We start from the raw sequence: 23,312 nt of genomic DNA, 5'->3' as shown, positions 1-23,312 counted from the left end.
GAACGCGCGAAGCTTTAGCCAAGCCGGCCCTGTGGGAGCGGCGTTGCTTTGGGGTAGGAGCGGCGTGAGCCGCGACCCGGAGCCGCGTGGGTCGGCGAACGTTCGTCGTAGCTGCGGTTGCGCGGTCGCGGCTTACGCCGCTCCTACCCCAAGGCGGGGGCTCATGGCGACTTGCCGGAGGCCTGGGCGATTGCGGCGATGCGCGCTTTGCGCAGGGCTTCGCCGACTTCGGGGCCGCTGCGGCCCTGGGCGACGTCGGCGGCGCGCACGGCCAGGGCGGCGTCCAGCGCCGCGCGCAGGCGCGGGCCTTGCGGGTACTCGACTTCGGACAGGCCGGTGCGGCCGCGCTTGTCGGCTTCGCAGACCACGCTCATGCGGCGCACGCGCTCGGGCTGGCGGAAGCCGTCGCAGCGCGCGATCAGATCGAAGACGGTGCTGGCGCGCAGTTCGTCGAAGCGGTGCACGTTCAAATGCTCGCGGCAGGCGGCTTCGGCCAGCTGGCGGTGTTCGGTCGGCACCTTCAGCCGTTCGCTGAGCGCGCGCAGCGGCGCCAGGCCGGCCTGTTCGTGACCGACGTGCTTGGGCAGCACGTCGGCGGGCGTCAGCGCCTTGCCCAGGTCGTGGGTGAGCGCGGCATAGCCGATCAGGTCGTCGCCCGGCGCCAGCCGTGCGGCCATGTCGCAGACCAGTTCGATGTGCGTGCCGGTGTCGACTTCGGGGTGGTACTCGGCGCGCTGCGGCACGCCGTACAGCGCGTCCACTTCCGGCAGCACCGCGGCCAGCGCATCGGCCTGGCGCAAGGTATGCAGGAAGGCCGAAGGCCGCTCGCTGGCGAGCGCGCGGCGCAGTTCCTGCCACACGCGCTCGGGCACCAGTTCGGCCAACTCGCCCGAGGCCGCCATCTCGCGCATCAGCGCCACGGTCTCCGGCGCCACGCTGAAACCCAGCGGCGCGAAGCGGGCCATGAAGCGCGCCGCACGCAACACCCGCAGCGGATCTTCGACGAAGGCCGGACCGACGTGGCGCAGCACCCGCGCCTCGACATCGCGCGCGCCGCCGTAGGGATCGACCAGACGGCCGTCCTCGTCCTGGGCGATGGCGTTGATGGTGAAGTCGCGCCGGCCCAGGTCCTCTTCCAGCGTCACCGCGGGATCGGTGTCGACGACGAAACCGCGGTAGCCGCGTCCGGACTTGCGTTCGGTGCGCGCCAGCGCGTATTCCTCGCCGCTGTGCGGATGCAGGAACACGGGGAAGTCGCGGCCCACCGGCTTGTAGCCGGCGTCGAGCATGGCTTGCGGGGTCGCGCCGACCACGACGTAGTCGCGGTCGCCGGGCTCGCGGCCCAGCAGCCGGTCGCGTACCGCGCCGCCGACCAGGTAGGTCTTCATGCCGCGCGGACCGCGCTCAGCGCGGCGCGTTCTGCGCCAGCAGGCCGATGATGTCCTCGGCGCCGCTGCTGCGGCCCAGGTGGCGCACGATCGGCGCGGCCTGGCCGGACACCCACACCCGCAGCTCCGACTCCAGGTCGAAGTGGCCAGCGGTTTCCAGCGAGAACATCACGATGCTGCGGTAGGGCAGGCTGAGGAATTCTGTCTTGCGGCCGGTCACGCCCTGCTTGTCCACCAGGATCAGGCGGCGGTCGGTGAACACGATCAGGTCGCGGATCTCGCCGAACGCGCGCTGCACGGTTTCGCCGGGCGCGAGCAGCGGCATGAAGTCTTCGGCGATCTTGTCGACCGGCTTGTCGCCGGCGTGGCCGAGCAGGGTGTCGAGCAGGCCCATGGCGGCAGTCCTGTGTGGAGTGGATACCGATGCTAAGGCTTGTGGAGCGGGAGAGCGAGGGCGGGGCGGCGCTGGTGCGGCGATTTGTCGCCTCGCCTTCTTTCGCTCGTCATTCCCGCAAAGGCGGGAATCCAGTGATGCTACGAATGTTCGTGACGCCGATGCAGCGCACCGGGCCACCTTCAGCCGCGCGCCGGCTCCAAGCCCAGAATCTCGCGTACGCGCGGCACCACCGGCGTCGGTGCGATGCCCAGCTTGGGCAGGCCGTTGTAGGCGCTGACCGAATCGGTCTGCAGCGAGCGCCAGTTGTCGCGGCTGATCGGCTTGCCGGGCAGGTGCTCGCCGATGCCGGCCTGCAGGCGGCCCAGCCTGGGCGGCAGCGCGATCACCCCGCGCAGGCGGCCGCGCGCACGCGCGGTCAGGCGCACGATCTCGGCCAGGCTGAGCACGTCGGGGCCGACCAGGTCGTAGCTCTGGCCGATGCTGCCGCCGTCGGCCAGCGCACGCGAGTACGCGGCGACCACGTCGTCCACCCACACCGGCTGGAAGCGCGCGTCGGCGCGGCCGATCGGCAGCAGCGGCGCGTAGCGCAGCAGCTGGTCGAAGCGGCAGAACAAACCGTCGCCGGGACCGGCGATCACCGAGGGCCGGAACAAAGTCCAGTCCAGCTGCGAGCCGCGCACCAGCGCCTCGGCGCGTCCGCGCGCCTGCAGGTAATGGCTTTCGCCGCTGCCCGCGCCCAGCGCGCTCATCTGCAGCAGCCGGCGCACGCCCATATCGCGCATGGCCGCGATCAGCGACTCCAGCTGGCTCACGTACACCTGCTCGAAGCCGCGGCCGTCGTCGCCGCGCTCGTTGAGGATGCCGATCAGGTTGACCACCGCGTCGGCGTCGTCCAGCACCGCGCTGAGAAAACCGCGATCGTGCACGTCGCCTTCGATCAGGCTGCTGCCGCGCGGCAGCTGCGCGCGCTTGGCCGGATCGGCGCCGCGGCTGAGCACGGTGGTGCGGTGGCCGTCGTGCAGCAGTTGCTCGACCAGGCGGCGGCCGACGAAGCCGGTGCCGCCCAGCACCACGATGTGGCGGCGAGCGGGTACGTTCACGGCGTCTTCGCCGCCGGCGCCGCGGCCAGCGGGCAGGCGAAGCGCTTGCGCGGCGCGTCGATGCGGCCGCGCATGCGGTCGGTGAGGTTCATCGCGTCGCCGTTGAGGCGCCAGTCGTAGATCACGCTGAAGGCCAGCACGCGCGCCACGTATTCGCGCGTTTCCTTGTAGCTGATGGTCTCGATCCAGAAGTCCGCATCCATGCCGGGGCGCTGCGACTGCCAGCGCGCCAGCGGCGCGGGCCCGGCGTTGTAGCCGGCCATGGCGAAGTAGGGCTGGCCGCCGTACTTGTCCAGCAGCTCGCGCAGGTAAGCCGTGCCCAGGACGATGTTGGTGTCCGAGTCGTACAGGCTGGACGCGCCGCCCCAGGGCAGGCCCAGGCGGCGGGCGACGTTGGCGCCGGTGGTGGGCAGCACCTGCATCAGGCCCATTGCGTTGGCGCCGGAGCGCGCGGTGGGGTCGAACACGCTTTCGGCGCGGATCTCGGCCGCGACCCAGGCCGGGTCCAGGCCGTTGCGCGCCGACTCGCGGCGGATGGTGTCGTCGTGGTGCAGCGGGAAGCGCAGCTGGTACAGGCGCAGCTCGTCGGGCTTGGGCTTGCCCTGCGGGTCCTTGCTCAGCGAGAACACCGCGCGGTCGAACCAGCCGTAGCTCTGCGCCACTTCCACCGCGATCCGGCGCTGGTCGTCGTCGAAGCGCGACAGCGCCTCGTCCCATTCGCGCGTGGCCCAGGACTTGCGCTCGATCTTGTACAGGCCCATCGCCCGCAGCACCGCGCCGTCGCGCGCGATCGCGGCCTTGGCCGCGGCGGTGTCGTTGGGGATCAGCGGGCACAGCGCGTAGGGCAGGCCGACGCGGTCGGCGGCCAGGAAGCCGTGGAACTCGGGCTTGCGCGCGGCGTCGCGGTACAGGCGGTCGGCGCCGGCCTTGTCGCCGGCGCGTTCGGTCAGGCGCGCTTCGAAATACTGCCAGCGCGAATCGTTGCGCTGCTTGGGGCCCATGCGCCGGATCGCGGCCAGCGCGCCGGCCCAGTCCGAACGCGACATGGCCTCGCGCGCGCGCCATTCGTGCAGGCGTTCGTCGTAGGACACCGCCGGCACGTTGGCCAGGCGCTGCGCCGACTCGGGCTCGTACGAGGCCACCGTCCACAGCGCCACCTGATAGAGCACGCGGCCCCGGTCTTCGTCGCTGAAGCCCAGCGCATTGGCGTACTTGGGCAGCTGCGCCTCGGCCGCCACCGGCGCCGACTTGCCCAGCCGCGCCAGGCCGTAGGAGGCCATGCGCCGGCTGCGCTCGGTCTTGGGCCAGCTCAGCGCACGCTCGTTGACCGCTTCCAGGAACGCGGCGTAGTCGTTGGCCTGGGCCTGTTCGTCGGCGGGCAGGCCGCGCGCGGCGCTGCGCATCACCGCGGGCAGCCACTCGGCCGCGGCGGCGTCGATGCGCCGCCAGCGCAGTTCGGAGGTCAGGCCGCCCTGCGCGGCCAGCAGTGCCATCGGCGCATCGCATTCGTTGGGCAGCGCCTTGCCCGAGGCGGTCCACACCGCCTGCGCATCGCGCGTCCATTGCGCGTCGGCCTGGCGCAGGGCCTGGCGCGCGCTGAGTTCGGCGCAGCGCAGGCCGGTGTTCTTGGCCAGCTCCGGCTTCCACGCGGCCATGAACGCCGGCCAGTCCTCGCGGCGCGCGGCCGCGGCCAGCCACACTTCGCGGAACGCGGTGCCGGCAGCCTGGTTGCCGTAGCGGCCCAGGAAGCTCTGCGCCTGGGCATTGCCCACGCTGTCGATGTTGCGGCGCAGGCCGGCGTACTCGACCCAGCCGTACAACGGGTGGCGGGCGAGGTCGGCGTATTGGGCGGCGTCGAACTGGCCGCGCTCGGCGGCTTCCAGCGCGGCGCGCACGCGCGGCAGCTGGGGATCGTTGACGGGCGCGGGCACGCTGGCGGCGGCCGGCGGCGCGGCGGTGGTCTGCGCGCAGGCGGCGGTGGCCAGGGTGGCCGCGAGCGCGGCGAACAGCAGGGGGAAGGGGCGGGGCAGCATGGCCGGACTATAGCCCAGCGATGGTGAATCGCTTGCGTGATGGCGCGGGTGGTGGCCACGAATCCGTCATTCCGGCGAAGGCCGGAACCCACTTTGATCTTGGCTGGGACGAGGGGGGGAATCCAAATGGGTTCCGGCTTTCGCCGGAATGACGGTGTGTCGGGTGCGGGCGGATGTTTGGAGGCGTGGCCGTTCCGACGTGCGGGCGATGCGAATGACGCGACGCGTGTTTCGCGCGAAGATCGCGGACCGGTACGAGCCACCACGACGGAGACGATGCAGTGACGATCGCTTGGGCGGTATTTCTGCTGTTGGGCGCGATCGCCGGCGTGCTCGCCGGCCTGCTCGGCGTGGGCGGCGGCCTGGTGCTGGTGGCGGCGTTGTCGTGGCTGGCGCCGTGGGTGGGCGTGCCGCAGGAAGCGGCCATGCACACCGCCCTGGCCAGTTCGCTGGCCAGCATCGTGCTGACCGCGGCGGCCTCGGCGCGCGCGCACGCCAAACGCGGCAGCGTGCTGTGGCCGACCGTGCGCTGGATGGTGCCGGGCCTGCTCATCGGTGGCTGGCTGGGCAGCCTGGTCGCGGTGCGCATCGACGACGACCTGCTGCGCTACATCGTCGCCGGCTACTGCCTGATCGCCGCCGCGCAGCTGCTGTTCGGCAAGAACCGGCCGACCGTGGCCGACCACGAGCCGCCGCCGCGCGGCGTGCCGATGAGCGCGGCCGGGGTCGGCATCGGCGCGGTGTCGGCGGTGGTGGGCATCGGCGGCGGCAGCATGACCGTGCCGCTGCTGGTCTGGCGCGGGGTGGCGCCGGTGCGCGCGGTCGGCACCTCCTCGGCCTGCGGCGTGGCCATCGGCCTGGCCTCGGCGGTGGGCTATGCCCTGCACGCCCCGCCCGGGGCGCTGCCGCATCACGCCATCGGCTACGTCTACCTGCCCGCCGCCATCGGCGTGGCCCTGGCCTCGGTGGTCGCCGCGCCCTACGGCACCCGCCTGGCGCACCGCCTCAACGGCCTGACCCTCAAGCGGGTGTTCGCGGGCTTCCTGGTCACGGTCGCAGTCAGCCTGCTGATCGGCGGCTGAACGTGTAACGTATTGATTGTGCAAGAAACGTGCCCCTGAACAGGGGGCGCGGCGGGCGCTTGTGTGCGGAATTGAGCATTCGGTCTCGGCGCAGGCACTTTGCCGCTTGTGGCGGATTCACGAATTGTTTACAACCTCGTGACGCCGCAGCCAGGGGACGCGGCGCCTACAAAAAAAATCCAGCCACGTCTTAGGGAGAGAGAGATGAAGCCGCTGCGCCGCCAGTCCTTGGCGAAAGCCATCCAGTTGTCGTTGCTGATCAGCCTGCCCGGCCTTGCCGCCGCCCAGGACGCCGCACCCGCCGCACCCGCCCAGTCCGCGACCACGCTGGACACGGTCACCGTGACCGGTACCCGCATCAAGCAGACCAACGCCGTCACCGCCCAGCCGGTGTTCGTGCTCGACCGCGCCAAGCTCGAAAAGACCGGCGTGCAGAGCGTCGGCGAAGTGCTGCAGCAGCTCACCGCCGGCGGCAAGGCGCTGAACGCCAAGTTCAACTCCTCCGGCAACTTCGGCTATCCGCCCGACGGCGGCGGCATCGGCGCCGGTTCGGCCCAGGTCGACCTGCGCAACCTCGGCTCGCAGCGCGTGCTGGTGCTGGTGGACGGCATCCGCTGGGTCAACGAATCCTCGGCCTCGGGCGTCAGCGGCAGCGCCGACGTCAACACCATTCCGCTGGCCATCGTCGAGCGCATCGAAGTGCTGGAAGACGGCGCCTCGGCGATCTACGGCTCCGACGCCATCGCCGGCGTGGTCAACATCATCACCCGCAAGAAGTTCGACGGCGCCGAGATCCACGGCTACTTCGGCCAGTGGGACCGCGGCGGCGACACCACCGAGGCCAGCCTGACCCTGGGCGGCAGCGGCGAGCGCTGGTCGGCGGTGTTCAGCGCCAGCTACTTCGAGCAGAAGGAAATCAGCTCGGGCAAGTGGAAGCAGTCGTCCGAACCGGTACCGGGCGCGGGCCTGGCCGCGGGCAGCTCGGGCGTGCCGCAGGGCCGCTTCACCTTCTGCGACCCCAGCCGCCCGGTGACGGGCGTGGGCGGTTGCGACGCGGCCGGCGACAACTGGTACGACATCACCCTCAACAATGGCACCACCGTGCCGGTGTTCGACCCGAACAACCCCAACGGCGGCACCTACCACGGCTTCAGCGGTGCCGACCGCTTCAACTTCGCGCCGTTCAACCTGCTGCTGACCCCAAGCAAGCGCAAGGCGCTGTTCACCAGCATCAACTACGACCTGACCGAGAACACCCGGTTGCACGTCAAGGCGCTGTACAACAACCGCACCTCGACCAACCAGGCCGCGCCGGAACCGATCTTCGTCGGTCCCTTCGCCGGCACCGGTGGCATCGCCGACACGGTGATCGTGCACGCCAACAACCCGTACAACCCGTTCGGCATCACCCTGGACCCGGCCACCAACTTCGGCTGGATCACCAAGCGTCCGATCGAAGTCGGCCCGCGCATCTTCCACCAGGACGTGGACACCACCTACTTCAACATCGGCCTGGACGGCGTGTTCGACATCGGCGAGCGCGGCTTCGGCTGGGACGCCAACTACGTCCACTCCGAGAACAAGGCCGAGCAGACCTTCCTCAACGGCTACAACGTCGCCAAGATCAAGCTCGCCCTGGGCGATCCGACCGTGTGCGCGGCGGTGCCGGGCTGCGTGCCGCTGGATCTGTTCGGCGGCCAGGGCCGTCCGATGACCCAGGCCATGATCGACTGGATCCGCACCCGCCAGATCGACTCGAGCAAGCAGGTCCTGGACCTGTTCTCGGCCAACATCACCGGCGACCTGTTCGATATCGGCGACCGCGCCGCCGGCTTCGCCGCCGGCGTCGAGCACCGCCGCTACCGCGGCGAGTTCAACCCCGATCCGCTGCGCCAGAGCGGCGAGTCGCAGGACTCCTTCGCCGCGCCGGTCAGCGCCAGCTACGACGTGAGCGAGGTCTACACCGAGTTCAACTTCCCGGTGCTGTCCACCCTGGACCTGACCGCGGCGATCCGCTACTCGGATTACTCCACCTTCGGCGGCGCCACCACCGGCAAGGCCGGCTTCCGCTGGCAGCCGATCGAGGACCTGGTGTTCCGCGGCACCTACTCGCAGGGCTTCCGCGCGCCGAACCTGGGCGAGCTGTACGGCCTGACCCAGTTCGGCGCCAGCCTGGTCGACCCCTGCGGCCCGACCGGCGGCGGCGGCCCGGCTCCGCAGTACGTGGCCGGCTGTAACGCGCAGGGCGTGCCGCCCGGCTTCGAACAGGCCAACACCCAGATCACCACCTTCACCGGCGGCAATCCGAACCTGGAGCCGGAAGAGTCCGACAGCTACACCTTCGGCGTGGTCTACAGCCCGGGCTGGGCGGAGGACCTGTCCTGGTCGAGCAAGCTGGACTTCGAGCTGAACTACTACCACCACGAGATCGAAGGGGCGATCCAGGCCCGCGATCTGCAGGCCCTGCTCAACGCCTGTCTGGCCGGCGGCGGCACCAACCCGGCCGTGTGCTCGCCGTTCTCGCGCGCGGCCAGCGGCAACCTCAACCCGCCCAACAACTTCCTCAGCAACCTGGGCAGCGTCGAGACCGACGGCGTCGACATCAAGGTCAACTGGGCCAGCCCGGATTGGAGCTGGGGCCGCCTGACCGCGAACCTGCAGTCGACCTTCGTCAACGACTACAAGGCCGTGGACATCGACGGCAACGTGTCGCAGCGCAAGGTCGGCGTGGAAGTGTCCGACAGCGCGATTCCGGAATGGCAGACCAACCTGCAGTTGGGCTGGACCAAGGGCGATCTGGACCTGAGCTGGAACGTGCGCTACATCAGCGCGGTCGAGGAAGACTGCGGCAACTCGGTGTTCGCCGGTCCCAAGCCGGGCTGCTTGAACCCGCAGAACGTCAACACCCTGGGCTCGGTCACCTATCACGACGTGCAGTTCGGCTGGAAGAACGCGCTGACGGTGGACGGGCTGAAGCTGTCGGTGGGCGCCAACAACATCTTCGGCAAGGAGCCGCCGGTGTGCGTGACCTGCTCGCTCAACGGCTACGACGCGGGCACCTACGATCTGCCGGGTTCGTTCTGGTACGTGAGCGCCGACTACCGCTTCTGATACGTAGCTGATGCGAAAAACGACGGCCGGCGATGCGAATCGCCGGCCGTTTCGTTTGTGCGCGCCCCGCTTTGGGGTAGGAGCGGCGTAAGCCGCGACCGCGAATCCGCAGCTACGTCGAGCGTTGCGGCGTCCCCTGTAGGAGCTGCGCAAGCTGCGACCGCGAATCCGCACCTACGCCGCAACCTCGTCTCCCCTGCTTCCGCCTTTGCTTGTCGTCCCCCTTTGACAAAGGGGATTGAGGGGGATTTGCTCTTTAGCTCTTGCCTTCAAGCAACAGCAACAGCTTCCGTCCGCAAGCGGCCGGGTCACTTTCTTTTGATAAGCGTCAAAAGAAAGTAACCCAAGAAAAACGCTTCGCCAGAGCTCCCCTGCGAGATCGATGCGCGCGCGGGGATTTTCCGATCGGGCATCCTGCCCGAGCGGAAAACGGCGCACGTCCTGTGCGCCGCCCTCCGGGTCTTCTATTGGTATGGCGAGTTCGGGGCCCGAGCGAGGAGCAAGAGCATTCGCTGCGCTCACCCCCTCACCCTAACCCTCTCCCGCAAGCGGGGTGAGGGGCGGCGCTTGCGAGCCACTGGCTCGCGCCGCACCGAACGCCCGACCGCTGTGCGGTCGGGCCGGGGTGCCGATTGAAGTCGGCGATGATGATGTCTGCTTTTAGCCCCTCTCCCGCTCGCGCGGTGAGGGGCAGCGCTTGCGAGCCATTGGCTCGCGCTGTACAGAACGCCCGCCCCCTATGCGGGCGGGCCGGGGGGCGGGTTGGAGTGAGGGGCGCGCGTCCACCCACCTCATCGACCTCAACAGGACTTAGCCTGCCGGGGATATACCACCAGGATCACCAGATCCTCGCGCCCGCGCTGCTGCAAGCCATGGGTGCTGCCTTTGCGCGTGAGGATGGCGTCGCCTGCCGTCACGTCGCGGTAGGCGCCGTCCAGCATCAGTCGGCCCTGGCCGCTGAGCACGTAATAGATTTCGTCCTTGTCGTTGCGGTGCTCGCCGATGCTGGAACCGCGGTGCAGGGCGCGCTGGCGGAAGGCGAGGTCGAAGCCGGCGGCGTGCTCGAAGAACGGGTAGGCGGTGGTGGTGCCGCGGCCTTCGTGCGGACCGGGCTGGGCGATCGCTACGGCGCTGGCTGTTTCCACGTAGGAGTCGCGGCGGCATTGCGCCTGCGCGGTGTGAGCGAACCCGCCGATGACCCAGGCAGCGAGTAGAACGCGGAGCATCGGGCCGCTGCGCATCGTCGACCTCCTGAGTCGGCGGATCAATTCGATGGGATCAACGCGCCAGCCAGCCGCCATCCACCGGCAGGATCGCGCCGTGCACATAGTCCGAGGCCGCGCTGGACAAAAACACCACGGCGCCGGCCAGGTCGGAGGGCTCGCCCCAGCGGCCGGCGGGAATACGCGCCAGGATGTCGCGGTTGCGGTTTTCGTCGGCGCGCAGCTGGGCGGTGTTGTCGGTGGCCATGTAGCCCGGCGCGATCGCGTTGACGTTCACGCCCTTGCCGGCCCACTCGTTGGCGAGCAGGCGGGTGATGCCGGCCAGGCCGGACTTGCTGGCGGTGTACGAGGGCACCCGGATACCGCCCTGGAACGACAGCATCGAGGCCACGTTGACGATCTTGCCGCTGCCGGCGGCGATCATGCGACGTCCGGCGGCCTGGGCCAGGAAGAACGCGCTCTTGAGGTTCACGTCGACCACCGCGTCCCAATCGGCCTCGGTGAAATCGACCGCGTCCGCGCGCCGGATCAGGCCGGCGTTGTTGATCAGGATGTCCACCGAACCCAATTGCGTCACCGTCTCCTCGACGATGCGCGCGATGGGCGCCAGCGTGGACAGGTTCGCCTCGATAGCGTGGAAGCGGCGCCCCAGCGCGCGCACGTGCCGGCCCGTGTCGATCGCCGGGCCGGTGGCGACCACGGCGATGTCGGCGCCGGCCGCGGCCAGCGCCAGGGCCAGGCCCTGGCCCAGTCCGCGGTTGCCGCCGGTCACCAACGCGACGCGGCCGCTGAGATCGAACGGCGAAGCGGTCATGCGCGCGGCCTCACTTGAGCTGGCACAGATCGAGTTGGTGCATGTCGGTGTAATCCAGGTTCTCGCCGCCCATGGCCCAGATGAAGCAGTAGTTGCGCGTGCCGGAGCCCATGTGGATCGACCACGGCGGCGACACCACCGCCTCGTCGTTGCCGATCACCAGGTGGCGCATGTCGCTGGGCTCGCCCATGAAATGCATCACGCTCTGGTCGCCCAGGTCGAAATAGAAGTAGACCTCGGAGCGGCGGTCGTGCAGGTGCGGCGGCATGGTGTTCCACACGCTGCCGGGCTTGAGCACGGTCAGGCCCAGCAGCAGCTGGCAGGACTGGCAGGTGGCCGGCACGATGTACTGGTAGATCGTGCGTTCGTTCGAGGTCTCCAGCGCGCCGCGCTCCAGCGGCACCGCGCGCTCGATCGAGATGTGCACGGTCTCAAAGCGCGCATGCGCAGGGGTGGACGCCAGGTAGAACTTGGCCGGCGCGGCCGGATCGTCGGAGGCGAACTCGACCTGGGCGCTGCCCATGGGCACGTACAGGGCGTCCTTGGGCTGCAGCGCATGGCGCTGGCCGTCCACGGTCACGCTGCCGGCGCCCGCACCCACGTTGACCACGCCCAGTTCGCGCCGCTGCAGGAACGGCTGGCCCGCGGCCGAGGCCGGTTCGCTCTGCGCGGGCAGCGCCAGCGGCGCGTCGGTGGGGGCGGCCCCGCCGATCACGAAGCGTTCGTTGTGCGAGTAGTTCAGACGGATTTCGCCGGGTGCGAACAGGCCATCGATCAGGTAGCGCTGGCGCAGTTGCTCGTTGCTGGCGCCGGCCATCATGTCCGGATGGGTGGCGTGGTAGGTCTTGCGGAACATCGGGGCCTCCGGGAGTGGCGCGGCCGCCCTGAGCGGCGCATGCGGCGATCATAGCGGGGTTTTGGTAACCGGTGTCAAAAAGACGCCCGAACGGGCCGTCGGTGCGGGACGGACCGGGGACATCGGGCGGAAAGCGGGGGCCGCGCGCGGCAGCCGGATTTAGCGCGGCCGGATCAGACCGGCGGCGGTTGGCTGGAATCGCGCACCACCAGGTGCGGGGTCACCGACAGCGGTTGGGTCGGGGCCGGGGCGTGTTCGGGCGCCAGCAACATCTGCGCGGCCTGGCGGCCGAGGTCGCGGATCGGCGAGTGGATCGTGGTCAGCGCCGGCCACAACTGGGTCGCCAGCGGACTGTCGTCGTAACCCACCACCGACAGGTCGCCGGGAATGCTCAGGCCGCGGCGCATGGCCGCCTTGTATACGCCGGCGGCCATCTCGTCGTTGCAGGCGAAGATCGCGGTGGGGCGCGGCGACTTGGCCAGCAGATACTCGGCGCCGGCCACGCCGGATTCGAAGGTGTAGCCGCCCTCGAACACGTAGTCCGGCGTCAGCTCGATGCCGCGTTGCGCCAGGCCGTGGGCGAAGCCGCCGCCGCGTTCGATCGAGGAACGGTAACGGTGCGGGCCGGTGATCAGGCCCAGCTGGCGGTGGCCCAGCGACTGCAGGTAGTTGGCCGCTTCCACGCCGGCCTGGCGCTCCTGCGTGTGCAGCATATGCGCCGGATCGTCCAGCGGGATCGAGGCGATGCGTACGTAGCGCACGTCGATCTCGCGCAACGCCCGCGCCAGCTGATCGTCCTCGGACACGCGCGGGATCAGGATCACGCCGTGCAGTTTCTGCTGCAGGGCGAAGCGGCGGATGCCGTCGATGTAGTCGTCGCGGTTGCTGTCGCAGGGGTGCACGACCAGCTCGTAGCCCGAGTCGCGCAACGCGTCCAGCGCGCCGTACTGCATGTTGACGATGTACTGCGCGGTTGGGTTGTCGTAGACCAGGCCGATCAGGAACGAGCGCCGGAACGCCAGGCCGCGCGCCTGCGGATCGGGCGCGTAGCCCAGCTGCTTCATCAGCGTCTGGATCTTCTCGCGCGTGTCCGGCCGCACCAGCGGAGAGTTGTTGATCACCCGCGACACGGTCTTCTTCGACACCGCCGCCAGGCGCGCGATGTCGTTGATGGTGGCCTTGCCCGGCGCGGGCATGCGCGCCGGGTCGCCGGCCTTGGCCGGGCGCGGGGCGCGGCGGGTGCCGCTGGAGGGGGAGTCGGTCATGGCGGGCGGCGGGGGCCGGTGGCGGGATAGGCATATCCTAGCCGTGCATGTCCCCGGTGGACATCCGGGCCGCCGGACATCCGTCCGGCGCCGGCCGCGGCTACTTCAGCAGCGACGGCAGCCACAGCGACAGCTGCGGCACGAAGGTCACCACCAGCAGCACCGCCAGCGAGGCCAGCCAGAACGGCCAGATCGTGCGCAGGGTTTCGCCTATACCGATCTTGCCGATGGCCGTGCCCACGAACAGCACCGAGCCCAGCGGCGGCGAGATCAGGCTGATGCCGCCCTTGAGGATCAGGATCACGCCGAAGTGCACCGGGTCCACGCCGATGGCCTTGGCCAGCGGCAGGAAGATCGGCGTGCAGATGATGATCATCGGCGCCAGATCCATGAAGGTGCCCAGCACCAGCAGGATCAGGATCATCAGCAACAGCAGCAGGTTTTTGTCGGTGGTCAGCGAGGTCAGGCCGTCCACCGCGGCCGCCGGCACCTGCAGATAGGCCAGCAGCCAGCCGAAGGAGGCCGCCGAGGCGATCACGAACAGGATCGTGCCGGTGGTGCGCGCCGCGCCGGCCACGGTCTCCAGGAAGTCGCGCCAGCGCAGGCTGCGGTAGACCAGGACGGTGACGAGCAAGGCGTAGACCACGGCGATGGCCGCGCTTTCCACCGCGGTGAAGATACCGGCGCGGATGCCGACGAAGATCAACGCCACCAGCGCCAGCCCGGGCAGCGCGGCGATCAGGCGGCGCAGCACGATGCCGAAACCGGGGAACGGCTCGGTGGCGTAGCCGCGCCGGCGCGCGATCACCCAGCACGTGACCATCAGCGTGAGCGTCATCAGCAGCGCCGGCACGATGCCCGCGGCGAACAGGTCGGCGATGGAAATGCTGCCGCCGGCCGAGGCCGAATACAGGATCAGGTTGTGCGACGGCGGCACCAGCAGCGCCACCATGGCCGCGGTCATGGTCACGTTGACGGCGAAGTCGCGGTCGAAGCCGCGCCGCACCATCTGCGGAATCATCGCTCCGCCGATCGCCGACACGTCGGCGATGGCCGAGCCGGACACGCCGCCGAAGAACAGCGAAGACACCACGCTGACCTGGCCCAGGCCGCCGCGCAGGTGGCCCACCAGCGCCGACGCCAGCCCGATCAGCCGTTCGGAGATGCCGCCGCGCATCATGATTTCGCCGGCGAAGATGAACAACGGAATCGCGATCAGCGACGCCGAGCCCGCGCCCGCGGCGGTCTGCTGCACCACCACGATCGGCGGCAGGCCGATGTAGACCAGGGTGGCCAGTGCGGCCGATGACAGCGCATAGGCCACCGGCACGCCCACCACCAGCAGCACGGCGAACACGCCGAACAGGATCGCGACTTCCATCATTCGCTCCGTTGGGGGGCGGGCGCCGGCGCGGCCAGGGCCGCGAACAGGCGTTGCAAGGCGAACACGGCCATCAGTGCGCCGCCGACGGCCATGGGCGCGAAGGTCGCGCTCTGCGGCAGCGGCGCGCCGGCCATGGGCACGTCCAGGCCGTCGAGCAACAGTTCGCCGCCCCACAACGCCAGCGCCGCGCCGATGCTGGCGATGACCGCGTTGGAAAAGGCCTGCAGCCAGCGCCGCAGCCGCGGCGCGGCGCGGTGGACCAGGATGAAGAAGCCGAAGTGGCTGCCGCGGTGCACGCCCGCGGCCGCGCCGAAGCTCATCGCGGTGTTGAGCAGCAGCAGCGCCACCGGCTCGGTCCAGCCCGGCGAGTCGTTGAGCACGTAGCGCGCGAACACCTGCAGCGCCTGCACCGCGACCATGCCGAGCAAAGCTGCGCCTGCCACGGCGATGGCGGCGGCGGCCAGGCGGTCCAGGGCGCCTGGCGGCGCCGCGCCGGCGCTTTCGTGGGCGAGCGCGGCGGGATGGTCGTCGTGTGCGTCGGCGTGGGCCATGCGCGGTCCTCAGGCCAGGGAGCGGATGCCGCGGTACAGCGATTCGATCGCCGGGTCGCGGTGGTAGTCGTCCAGCAGCGGCTGCACCGCGGCGCGGAACGCGGCCAGGTCGCAGTCGTTGCTCTGCACGCCGGCGGCCAGCACCGCCGCGCGCGCGTCGGCTTCGGACTGGTCCCACAGGCGGCGCATCACCGTCACCGAGCGCCGCGCCGCGTCCAGCAGCAGTTCGCGGTCGTCCGCGCGCAGGGAGTCGAAGCTGCGTCGCGACATCAGCAGCACGTCGGGCGCGTAGGAGTGTTGGGTCTGCGACCAGTAACGCGCCGCTTCGAACTGGCGGCTGGAGTGGTAGCTGCGCAGGTTGTTCTCGGCGCCGTCGATCAGGTGGGTCTGCAGCGCCGAGAACACCTCGCCGTAGGCCAGCGGCGTGGGGTTGCCGCCGAGCAGGCGGATCATGCGCATGAAGATGTCCGAGGCCGGCACGCGGAACTTCAGGCCGTGCATGTCGGCCGGCGTGCGGATCGGCCGGCGCACGTTGTAGAAGCAGCGCGCTCCGCAATCGTAGATAGCCAGCCCGACCAGGTCGCGGCGGGCGAAGTCGCGCAGCACCGTGGCGCCGACCGCGCCGTCCAGCGCGCGGCGCAGGTGCGCGACCGAATCGAACACGTAAGGCAGCGACAGCGCCTGGGTCAGCGGAAAGGCGTTGTTGAGCGCGCCGCTGTAGACGCGGGTGATGTCGATGGCGCCGAAGCGTGCCATGTCGATGGCTTCGGCTTCGCGGCCCAACTGCCCGGAGTGGTACAGGCGCAGGCGCAGGCGACCGTCGCTGCCGCGCTCGATCTCGCGGCCCAGCCATTCCACCGCGGCCACGGTGGGGTAGTCCTTGACGTGCACATCGGTGGCGGTCAGCACGCGGCCGCCCGCGCCGGCGCGCAAGGCGCCGGGCGCCGCCGCCAGCGCGCAGGCCGCGCCCAGTCCGCGCAACAGCCGGCGACGCGGGTTCATGCCTGCTCCCCTTGGGGCTGCGCGCGCACCGCTTGGCAATGCAGCTGGCCCCAACGCCCGAACGAAATCGTCGAACCTTGTCCGGCCAGTATGTCGTGGATGCCGGTGGCCGCGCCGGTGGTCACCAGCATGCCGGCCTTGAGCGGGTAGCCGCGGCGCGCGCAGCGCGACAGGGCGAAGGCCAGCGCGGACAGCAGCCCGCCGGCGATGGTGCCCGCGCCGCCGCGGCCGACCAGGGCGCCGTCGATCTCGGTCTGGCAGGTCAGCGCCGCCTCGTCCAGCGCGCGCCAGTCCGCGATTTCCGGACCCACGATCAGGCCGGCGTTGTTGCCGAAGTCCGACACCACCACCGACGGCCCCAGCACGTTGATCTGCGGCAGCGGACTGCCGGCCAGCTCGATGCCGACCAGCAGCGCGTCGACCAGGGCGGCCGCCTCGTCGGCGCTGTACGCCGTGCGTCCGATCGGCGCGTCGGCGCGCAGGCGGAACACGAATTCGGCCTCGACCGCGGCGAAGCCGCCCTCGATCACCTCGAAGCGGCCGATTTGTCCACCGGTAGCGTGCTGCACCGCGTCGGCGAAGATGGGTCCGACCAGGCGCTCCTCGCCCAGCCGGCTCTCCCAGGCCGGCGGGATGCGGCCGACCTTCCAGCCGGCGATGGGCCGCCGCCACAGCGTGATCGCCCGGTCCTGCACCGCATAGCCTTCATCGAGCGTGCGCGGCTCCGGCCCGGGGTAGTCCGGCAGCGCCTGCGCGCCGCGACGGGCCGCGACCAGGCGCTGGGCGATGGCGGCCGCATCGTGGTTGCTCGCTGTATCCATGCCGGATCGGGTCCCCTGGCGCGTGGCTGGTCGTGGCTGTTGTATAGGAAACCGGTGTCATTGACAATCCGGGACTAGACTCGGGCGCCGGAGGGAGGAGCCGATGAGCGGAATCAGGGGTGGGGGCGGCGCGTTTCGCCGTATCTGCAACCGGGCGCAGCGCGCGCTCGTGCTGGGTGCTGGACTGTGTCTGGCGGCGGCGCAGGCGCCGGCCGTCGAAACACCCGGCGCGCAGACGCCCGCCGCAGCGCCGGCATTGGCGTTCCCGGGCGCGCAGGGTTGGGCCGCGCACACGCCCGGCGGCCGCGGCGGCCGCATCTTGCGCGTGACCACGCTGGCGGTCGACGGGCCGGGTTCGTTCGCCGAAGCGATCGCCACGCGGGGGCCGCGCATCGTGGTGTTCGAGGTCGGCGGCGTGATCGACCTGCAGCGCCGCGAACTGCGCATCACCGAGCCCTACCTGACCATCGCCGGCCAGACCGCGCCGCAGCCGGGCATCAGCTTCATCCGCGGCGGCCTGGTGGTGGCCGCGCACGACGTGGTGATCCGCCATATCCGCGTGCGACCGGGCGAGGCCGGTGCGGCCAAGATGGCCGGCCTGGACTTCGACGCCATCACCACCGTGCGCGGCGCGCGCGACGTGATCGTGGACCATTGCTCGCTGACCTGGGCCACCGACGAAAACCTGTCGGCATCGAGCACGCGCTTCCTGGGCGAGAGCGAGCGCGAGTGGATGGCCAACGCCTCGCGCCGCATCACCTTCAGCAACAACCTGATCGCCGAGGGCCTGGCCAACGCCACCCACGCCAAGGGCGAGCATTCCAAGGGCTCGCTGATCCACGACCACGTCAACGACGTACTGATCGTGGGCAACCTGTATGCGCACAATTACGAACGCAATCCGCTGTTCAAGGGCGGCGCGCGCGGCCAGGTCCTCAACAACCTGATCTACGACCCCGGCCAGCGCGCGCTGCATTACAACCTGATCGCCGAGGAATGGCTGGGCCACCCCTATTCCACGGGGCAGATGGTCGCGCGCGGCAACGTGATGCGCGCCGGGCCGTCCACCCAGGAGCTGGCCTTGTTCATGATCGGCGGTTCCGGCGATGTCGAACTGTTCCTGGAAGACAACCTGGCCGTGGACCGGCTGGGCCGGCCGCTGCCGCAGCAGGGCCGCTACACCACCGCGCCGCTGAAGTCGGAACGGATGCGGCAACCGCCGCCGCTGCCGTTCGGCGTGAGCCTGCTGCCCTCGGCGCAAGTGCAGGACGCGGTGATCGCCAACGCGGGCGCGCGGCCCTGGGACCGCGACGACGTGGACCGGCGCATCCTGGCCGACACCATCGAGGGCCGCGGCCGCATCATCGACAGCGAGAACGAGGTCGGCGGATACCCGCGCCCTGAGCCTACGCGTCAGATCTTCGTGCCCGGGGACTGGGACTTGGCGACGATGGAGCCGCTGAAGCCGCTGCCGCGGCGCGCGCCGTTGAAGTAGTGCGCGCTCACCGCTCGCGTAGCTTCGCCGCCAGCGGCAGTGCCGAGGCGCGCAGCGCGGCGGCGAACTCCTGCGCCGTGCGTTGCGCACCCAGCGGCGAGTAGTGGGTGTTGTCCTCGATGCCTTGCGGATAGTTGGGGTGCTGCCCCGGCGCGAGTTGCAGGAACAGCCGCCGCGATTCGTCCATGCCGGCCTCCTGCAGGATCGCCTGGGTGCGGCGTTCCAGATCGATTAGGGCGATCCGCTCGCGCGCGGCCAGCGCGCGCATGCGGTCCGGGTACTCGCCATGGTTGTCGAGCACCCGCCCCTGCGCATCGAAGCGCCGACGCGCCACCGGCGTCAGCAGCATGGGCGTGGCGCCGCGGGCGCGCACGTCGGCGACGAAACGCGCCAGGTTGCGTTGGTAATCCTCCGGCGGCGTGTATCGGTCGGGCTTGTCCTGCGACTGGTCGTTGTGGCCGAACTGGATCAGCACGTAGTCGCCCGCGCGCACCGTATTCAGCAGCGCCTGCCAGCGGCCCTCGGCGATGAAGCTGCGGGTGCTGCGGCCGTTCATGGCTCGGTTGTCCACGCGCACCGCGCCTTTGCGGAAGTGAGCCTCCAGGTACTCGCCCCAGCCGGTTTCCGGCCGCTTCTCCGGGCGTTTGGCGGCCATGGTCGAGTCGCCGGCCAGGTGCAGCGTGATCGGCGGCGCTGCGGTCGCGTTGGATGCCAGCGCCAGCAGCCACAGCAGCCACAGGCCTGCGACGGTTCGCTTCATGACATGGGATCCCAACCGGCCAGCGCCAGATCGCGGCGGTGGCGCGCCGCTGCGGCACGGTCCAGTTGGCGCCGCTGCGGAGTGCGCGCCGCGCCGGGGCCGCGACTGTCGTGCTCGTACAGCCGTGCCGCGTCCGGCTGCAATTGCCTGCGGCTGCCGTCGCGCGCCGTATAGCCCATCGCGTCCCAGCCGTTGCGATCGATGTGCGCGTCCATCCAGCACGACAGGAAGACCGCCACGCCCAGTGCGTCGGGGTCGCCGTACTGGCCGTCGGCGAAACGGCGCCCTGGGCGCCAGGCCCGGCCCAACGCCACGCTGCCGTCGGCGACCTGCGCATCGCGCGTCAGCCGGCAACGCAGGAAGCTCAAGCCGTACGCCTGCGCGCTGGGCGTGCACGGCACCGCCACATAGCCCTGGCGCGGCTTGCCGGGACGGTAGCGCGAATGCAACTCGCACTCCTCGAACCAGGCGTTGCCGCCGCCGAACACGAAATCCACGCTGCCGGCGATGCGGCAGCGCCGGAACAGGCTGCGGCCGGCATCGGCGAACAACGTGTCCTGATGCCCGAGCAGATCGACCTGCTGCAGCAAGCTGCGCTCGGCGCCGGCGTCGAGCATCAAGGCCACCGCTTGCGCGCCGTTGGGCCCGGTGGTCTCCAGCTTCGGGGAAGCCAAGTGACCCAGGTAGTCGAATGCGTTCTCGATCGTCAGTCGTTCGGCGCGAAAATCCGCCGCGCGCACGATCAGGCTGGCGCAGCCCCAGGTGCCCCAGGGTTCGCCATCCGGCCGCAACTGGCCGGCGGCCGCGTCGTAGCTGAGCACGCTGCCGCTGCGGTCTTCGCCGATCAGCTGGATGTTGGGCTTGTCGATGACCAGCTTCTCGCGCCACCGGCCACGGCCGATGCGGATGCGATACGGTCGCCGCCCATCGGCCGGAGCGGCGTCGAGCGCGGCTTGAACGCTGGCGAATACCGGGGCCGAGGATGTCGCCCGGGCGTCCCGAGTCACCCATGCGTCGAACGCCGCCTCATTCGCGCCGGCGAACACGGCGCCGGCGCGCGCCGTCATGGCCGCGGCGCCGGTCGCGCATGCGGCTTGCAGGAAGCGGCGCCGGCCCGCGGCATCCACGATCATGGCCGGATCCCCGATGTCGCGCTCAGAGCTTGTAGCGGATGCCCAGGAAGTACTGGCGCCCGGTGTGGTGGTAGACCGAAGCGCGATCGCCGATCGAATCCACCCACTGGTCGTTGTATTCGTCGGTCAGGTTCAGGCCTTCCAGGGTCAGCTCGATGCGGTCGTTGAGCTTCCACGACGCCGACATGTCGATCGTGGTGGTGGCCTTGGTGCCCTCGACGTCGTTGTTGTTGCGGCCCGGCACCGTGGTCAGGTAGTCGTCGCGGTACGAGGCCGACACGCGCGCGCCGAAGCGCTCGCCTTCGTAGTAGAGCGTGGCGTTGTAGGCGTTCTTGGAAAGGCCGACCAGATCGGTCTTCAGCGAAGCCGCGCCGGTGGAGGTCACGTACTGGATTTTGGAATCCACGTAGGTGTAGTTGAGCTGCACGCCGAAGTCCTGCCAGAAACCCTCGGGCAGGAAAGTGAAGGGCTGCTGGTAGCTCAGCTCGAAGCCCTGCAGCGAGCCGCCTGGCGTGTTGACCGGAATGTTGAACTGGAAATCGTCGGTGGGCTGCGCGCCGGTGCCGGCCAGCAGGCTGTCGGGCAGGCCGGAGGTGTTGTACGGCCGCGTCTCGCGCGAGGTCTGCACGAAGGTGTCGATGTCCTTGTAGAACAGGCCCAGGCCCAGCAGCGCCTCGTCGGCGAAGTACCACTCCAGGCTCAGGTCGTAGGTCTTGGCGCGGAACGGCTCCAGCAGCGGGTTGCCGCCGTTGACCGTGCGCGCGCCGCCGCTGACGTTGACGGTGACGCCCGGGGTGAGGTTGCCCAGGCCCGGGCGCGACATCACCTTGGCCGCGCCGAAGCGCACCAGGAAATCCGGTGTCAGGTCGGCCACCAGGTTCAGCGAGGGCAGGGTGTCGTCGTAGGTGCGCTGCACCGTGGTCTGCACCGGCGTGCCGGCGACGATGGCATAGCCGGTGGAGGTCTGCTGGGTGTCGACCTGGCGCACGCCGATGTTGCCGTTGATCGGAATCGAGCCCAGCTCGGTGCTGAAATCGGCCTGCAGGTAGAAGCCGTGGTCGCGCTCGGTCACGCTGCGGTTGTTGCCCAGCACCGCGGCGACCTTGTCGCTGACGGCGAAGGTGCCGGTGTTGCCGTACAGGCCGAACACGCGGTTGAACGCGTCGATATCGGGAATCAGCCAGACCGAGTCGTTGCCGCCGCCCACGCGCGTGTTCTCCAGGCCGATGCGCGTAGTCAGGTCGGCCAGGGTGGTGCCGGCCGGCAGCCCCGGCACCGCCAGTTCGGAGGCGCGGCGGAACTCGCGGCTTTTGAAGCTGTATTCCTTGAACTGCGCGCCGCCCTTGAGCTTGAAGCCGTCGGCCAGGCGCCAGGCGAAGTCCAGCTGCGCGGTGTCGTAGGTGTTGGTGGCGAACTGCGGGCGCAGGCGGATTTCCGACACGCCGTTGACGAAGGTCCACTGGCTGGGATCGGTAACGTCGAAACCGTTGTCGATCACCGGCAGGCGGTCGTTGCCGCGGTAGTCGTAGCTGTAGCCCTGCACGTTCTGCCGATCCAGGGTGATGGTGGTCTGGATCGGATTCTCGAATTCCGACTTGGCCCGCCCGGCCTGGACGTGCAGAGTGAAGTCTTCGGTGAGTTCGTGGTCGCCGTACAGGCTGAACTGGGTGAACTTGGTGGTCAGCTCGTCGTAGCGCGCTTCCGAGCGCACGTCCACGTTGTTGAAGCGGCCGTAGACCAGGTTGCCGTTCGCGTCCACTTCGCCGTCCAGCACCACGGTCTGCGGCTTGCCGGTACCGGTGCGGCTGAAGGACACCGCCTCGATGAAATTCTCGCTGCGGGTGGCGTCGAACTTGGCGTACAGCAGGTCCAGGCCCACGTCGGTGCGGTCGCTGACTTTCCACTGCAGTGCCGCGGTCACGCCCAGGCGTTGCTGGTCGTGCTCCATCACGCCGTAACGCGGAATGCGCGGGTGGAACACGCCGGCGCCGCGCGCGGCCGCGAACGGCGAGCTGGCGCTGAAGCCGCCGCTGCTGGGCCCGTTGTCCCAGCGCACGGTGCTGTGCCCTTCCTCGACCAGGCGGCGGTCGGTGTAGGCCACCGACAGCAGCGCCCCGAAGCGGCCGTCGGCCCAGGTATTGCTGATCAGCGCCGACGCGCGCGGGTCGGTGTCGCCGGACAGATCGTTGTAGCCCAGCTGGCCGCCAGCGACGAAGGTGAAGCCGTCGTAGTCGAACGGGCGCGCGGTCTGCAAATCGACGGTGGCGCCCAGCGAGCCCTCCTCGACATCGGCCGACGCGGTCTTGCGCACCTTCAGACTGTTGAACAGCTCCGAGGCGAACACGTTGAAGTCGAAGCCGCGGCCGCGGTTGGCGCCGCCGGAGCTGTCGGTGCCGCCGGTGGTGGTCAGCGCCTCCATGCCGTTGATGCGCACGCGGGTGAAGTCCGGGCCCAGGCCGCGCACCGAGATCTGCCGGCCCTCGCCGGCATCGCGCGCGATCGACACGCCCGGAATGCGCTGCAGGGATTCGGCCAGGTTGAGGTCGGGGAAGTCGGCGATGTCCTCGGCCACGATCGCGTCGACCACGCCGGTTTCGCTGCGCTTGATGTCCAGCGCGCGTTCCAGGCTGCCGCGGAAACCGGTGACGGTGACCGTCTCCAGGTCCTTGGCCTGCGCGTCGGCGTCAGCGCTGGCGTCCTGTGGCGCGGCGGGCGCCGGCGCGGCTTGTTGCGCATGGCCCGCCACCGGCGCGATCTGCAGCGCCAGGGCGATGGCGCCAGCGAGAACGGTAACCGGTGTCTTTTTTGCCGCGCGTTGCGATTGCATCAGGATCCCCTCCCAAAGTGGTCCGACGGCTGTAGAGCGCTTGTTGACTAGCTCGTAGCGCTTGCTATGG

18 protein-coding genes are annotated in these 23,312 nt (G+C 70.0%); 3 read left to right on the top strand and 15 right to left on the bottom strand.

Features of this window, described 5'->3' with window-relative positions:
• Positions 1-161: 161 nt before the first annotated feature.
• From DX914_RS19590 to DX914_RS19575, 4 genes are all read right to left on the bottom strand, one after another.
• Positions 162-1,388: a multifunctional CCA addition/repair protein gene (locus DX914_RS19590; RefSeq protein ID WP_115861999.1), complete on the bottom strand. Its 1,227-nt coding sequence runs from the start codon at positions 1,386-1,388 to the stop codon at positions 162-164.
• A gap of 16 nt (positions 1,389-1,404) precedes the next feature.
• The gene (locus DX914_RS19585; protein WP_115861997.1) at positions 1,405-1,782 is read right to left on the bottom strand and encodes a PH domain-containing protein; all 378 of its coding nucleotides are present in this window, start codon (positions 1,780-1,782) and stop codon (positions 1,405-1,407) included.
• A 182-nt stretch (positions 1,783-1,964) separates the two neighbouring features.
• Complete coding sequence (locus tag DX914_RS19580; RefSeq protein WP_115861995.1) at positions 1,965-2,885, bottom strand: complex I NDUFA9 subunit family protein; 921 nt, start codon at positions 2,883-2,885, stop codon at positions 1,965-1,967.
• Positions 2,882-4,918 (bottom strand): lytic transglycosylase domain-containing protein, encoded by a 2,037-nt coding sequence (locus DX914_RS19575; RefSeq protein ID WP_115861993.1) that lies wholly within the window; start codon positions 4,916-4,918, stop codon positions 2,882-2,884. Before DX914_RS19575 ends, DX914_RS19580 begins: the two co-directional genes overlap by 4 nt.
• Positions 4,919-5,199: 281 nt before the next feature.
• Between DX914_RS19575 and DX914_RS19570 the strand changes: the two genes are divergently transcribed.
• Positions 5,200-6,000 (top strand): sulfite exporter TauE/SafE family protein, encoded by an 801-nt coding sequence (locus tag DX914_RS19570; RefSeq protein ID WP_115861991.1) that lies wholly within the window; start codon positions 5,200-5,202, stop codon positions 5,998-6,000.
• Positions 6,001-6,204: 204 nt separating this feature from the next.
• The gene (locus tag DX914_RS19565; protein ID WP_115861989.1) at positions 6,205-9,111 is read left to right on the top strand and encodes a TonB-dependent receptor plug domain-containing protein; all 2,907 of its coding nucleotides are present in this window, start codon (positions 6,205-6,207) and stop codon (positions 9,109-9,111) included.
• Between the two features lie 800 nt (positions 9,112-9,911).
• Here the strand turns inward: DX914_RS19565 and DX914_RS20650 are convergent.
• The 8 genes from DX914_RS20650 to DX914_RS19525 all read right to left on the bottom strand — a co-directional run bounded on the left by DX914_RS20650 (position 9,912) and on the right by DX914_RS19525 (position 17,027).
• Positions 9,912-10,352, bottom strand: coding sequence for a cupin domain-containing protein (locus DX914_RS20650; RefSeq protein ID WP_331250659.1), 441 nt, complete (start codon positions 10,350-10,352; stop codon positions 9,912-9,914).
• A 37-nt stretch (positions 10,353-10,389) separates the two neighbouring features.
• The gene (kduD, locus tag DX914_RS19555) at positions 10,390-11,148 is read right to left on the bottom strand and encodes a 2-dehydro-3-deoxy-D-gluconate 5-dehydrogenase KduD (RefSeq protein ID WP_115861985.1); all 759 of its coding nucleotides are present in this window, start codon (positions 11,146-11,148) and stop codon (positions 10,390-10,392) included.
• 10 nt (positions 11,149-11,158) lie between these two features.
• Positions 11,159-12,004, bottom strand: a complete 846-nt coding sequence (gene kduI, locus DX914_RS19550; protein WP_115861983.1) for a 5-dehydro-4-deoxy-D-glucuronate isomerase — start codon at positions 12,002-12,004, stop codon at positions 11,159-11,161.
• Between the two features lie 173 nt (positions 12,005-12,177).
• On the bottom strand, positions 12,178-13,200 hold the full coding sequence (locus DX914_RS19545; protein WP_115862109.1) for a LacI family DNA-binding transcriptional regulator: 1,023 nt from the start codon (positions 13,198-13,200) through the stop codon (positions 12,178-12,180).
• A gap of 169 nt (positions 13,201-13,369) precedes the next feature.
• On the bottom strand, positions 13,370-14,650 hold the full coding sequence (locus DX914_RS19540) for a TRAP transporter large permease (RefSeq protein ID WP_115861981.1): 1,281 nt from the start codon (positions 14,648-14,650) through the stop codon (positions 13,370-13,372).
• Positions 14,650-15,204 (bottom strand): TRAP transporter small permease, encoded by a 555-nt coding sequence (locus DX914_RS19535; protein ID WP_115861979.1) that lies wholly within the window; start codon positions 15,202-15,204, stop codon positions 14,650-14,652. The genes DX914_RS19540 and DX914_RS19535 overlap by 1 nt, the downstream gene beginning before the upstream one ends.
• A gap of 9 nt (positions 15,205-15,213) precedes the next feature.
• Positions 15,214-16,206 (bottom strand): TRAP transporter substrate-binding protein, encoded by a 993-nt coding sequence (locus tag DX914_RS19530; RefSeq protein WP_115861977.1) that lies wholly within the window; start codon positions 16,204-16,206, stop codon positions 15,214-15,216.
• On the bottom strand, positions 16,203-17,027 hold the full coding sequence (locus tag DX914_RS19525; protein ID WP_115861975.1) for a 2-keto-4-pentenoate hydratase: 825 nt from the start codon (positions 17,025-17,027) through the stop codon (positions 16,203-16,205). The genes DX914_RS19530 and DX914_RS19525 overlap by 4 nt, the downstream gene beginning before the upstream one ends.
• Before the next feature lie 169 nt (positions 17,028-17,196).
• Here DX914_RS19525 and DX914_RS19520 point away from each other — a divergent pair, with 169 nt between their 5' ends.
• A complete protein-coding gene (locus DX914_RS19520) occupies positions 17,197-18,522 on the top strand; it encodes a pectate lyase family protein (RefSeq protein WP_147300741.1) in 1,326 nt (441 codons plus the stop codon).
• Positions 18,523-18,529: 7 nt separating this feature from the next.
• Here DX914_RS19520 and DX914_RS19515 read toward each other — a convergent pair whose 3' ends face one another.
• The 3 genes from DX914_RS19515 to DX914_RS19505 are packed head-to-tail and all read right to left on the bottom strand — an operon-like array spanning position 18,530 to position 23,242.
• Positions 18,530-19,282 (bottom strand): rhamnogalacturonan acetylesterase, encoded by a 753-nt coding sequence (locus DX914_RS19515; protein ID WP_115861971.1) that lies wholly within the window; start codon positions 19,280-19,282, stop codon positions 18,530-18,532.
• Positions 19,279-20,415 carry a pectinesterase family protein gene (locus DX914_RS19510; protein ID WP_115861969.1) on the bottom strand — a complete coding sequence of 379 codons (1,137 nt, stop codon included), beginning with the start codon at positions 20,413-20,415 and terminating at the stop codon, positions 19,279-19,281. The genes DX914_RS19515 and DX914_RS19510 overlap by 4 nt, the downstream gene beginning before the upstream one ends.
• A 22-nt stretch (positions 20,416-20,437) precedes the next feature.
• Positions 20,438-23,242 (bottom strand): TonB-dependent receptor, encoded by a 2,805-nt coding sequence (locus DX914_RS19505; protein ID WP_115861967.1) that lies wholly within the window; start codon positions 23,240-23,242, stop codon positions 20,438-20,440.
• Positions 23,243-23,312 lie beyond the last annotated feature (70 nt).

It is taken from the genome of Lysobacter silvisoli (assembly GCF_003382365.1).
GTDB classification, from domain to species: domain Bacteria; phylum Pseudomonadota; class Gammaproteobacteria; order Xanthomonadales; family Xanthomonadaceae; genus Lysobacter; species Lysobacter silvisoli.
This window is presented reverse-complemented; position numbering and strand designations above follow the sequence as displayed.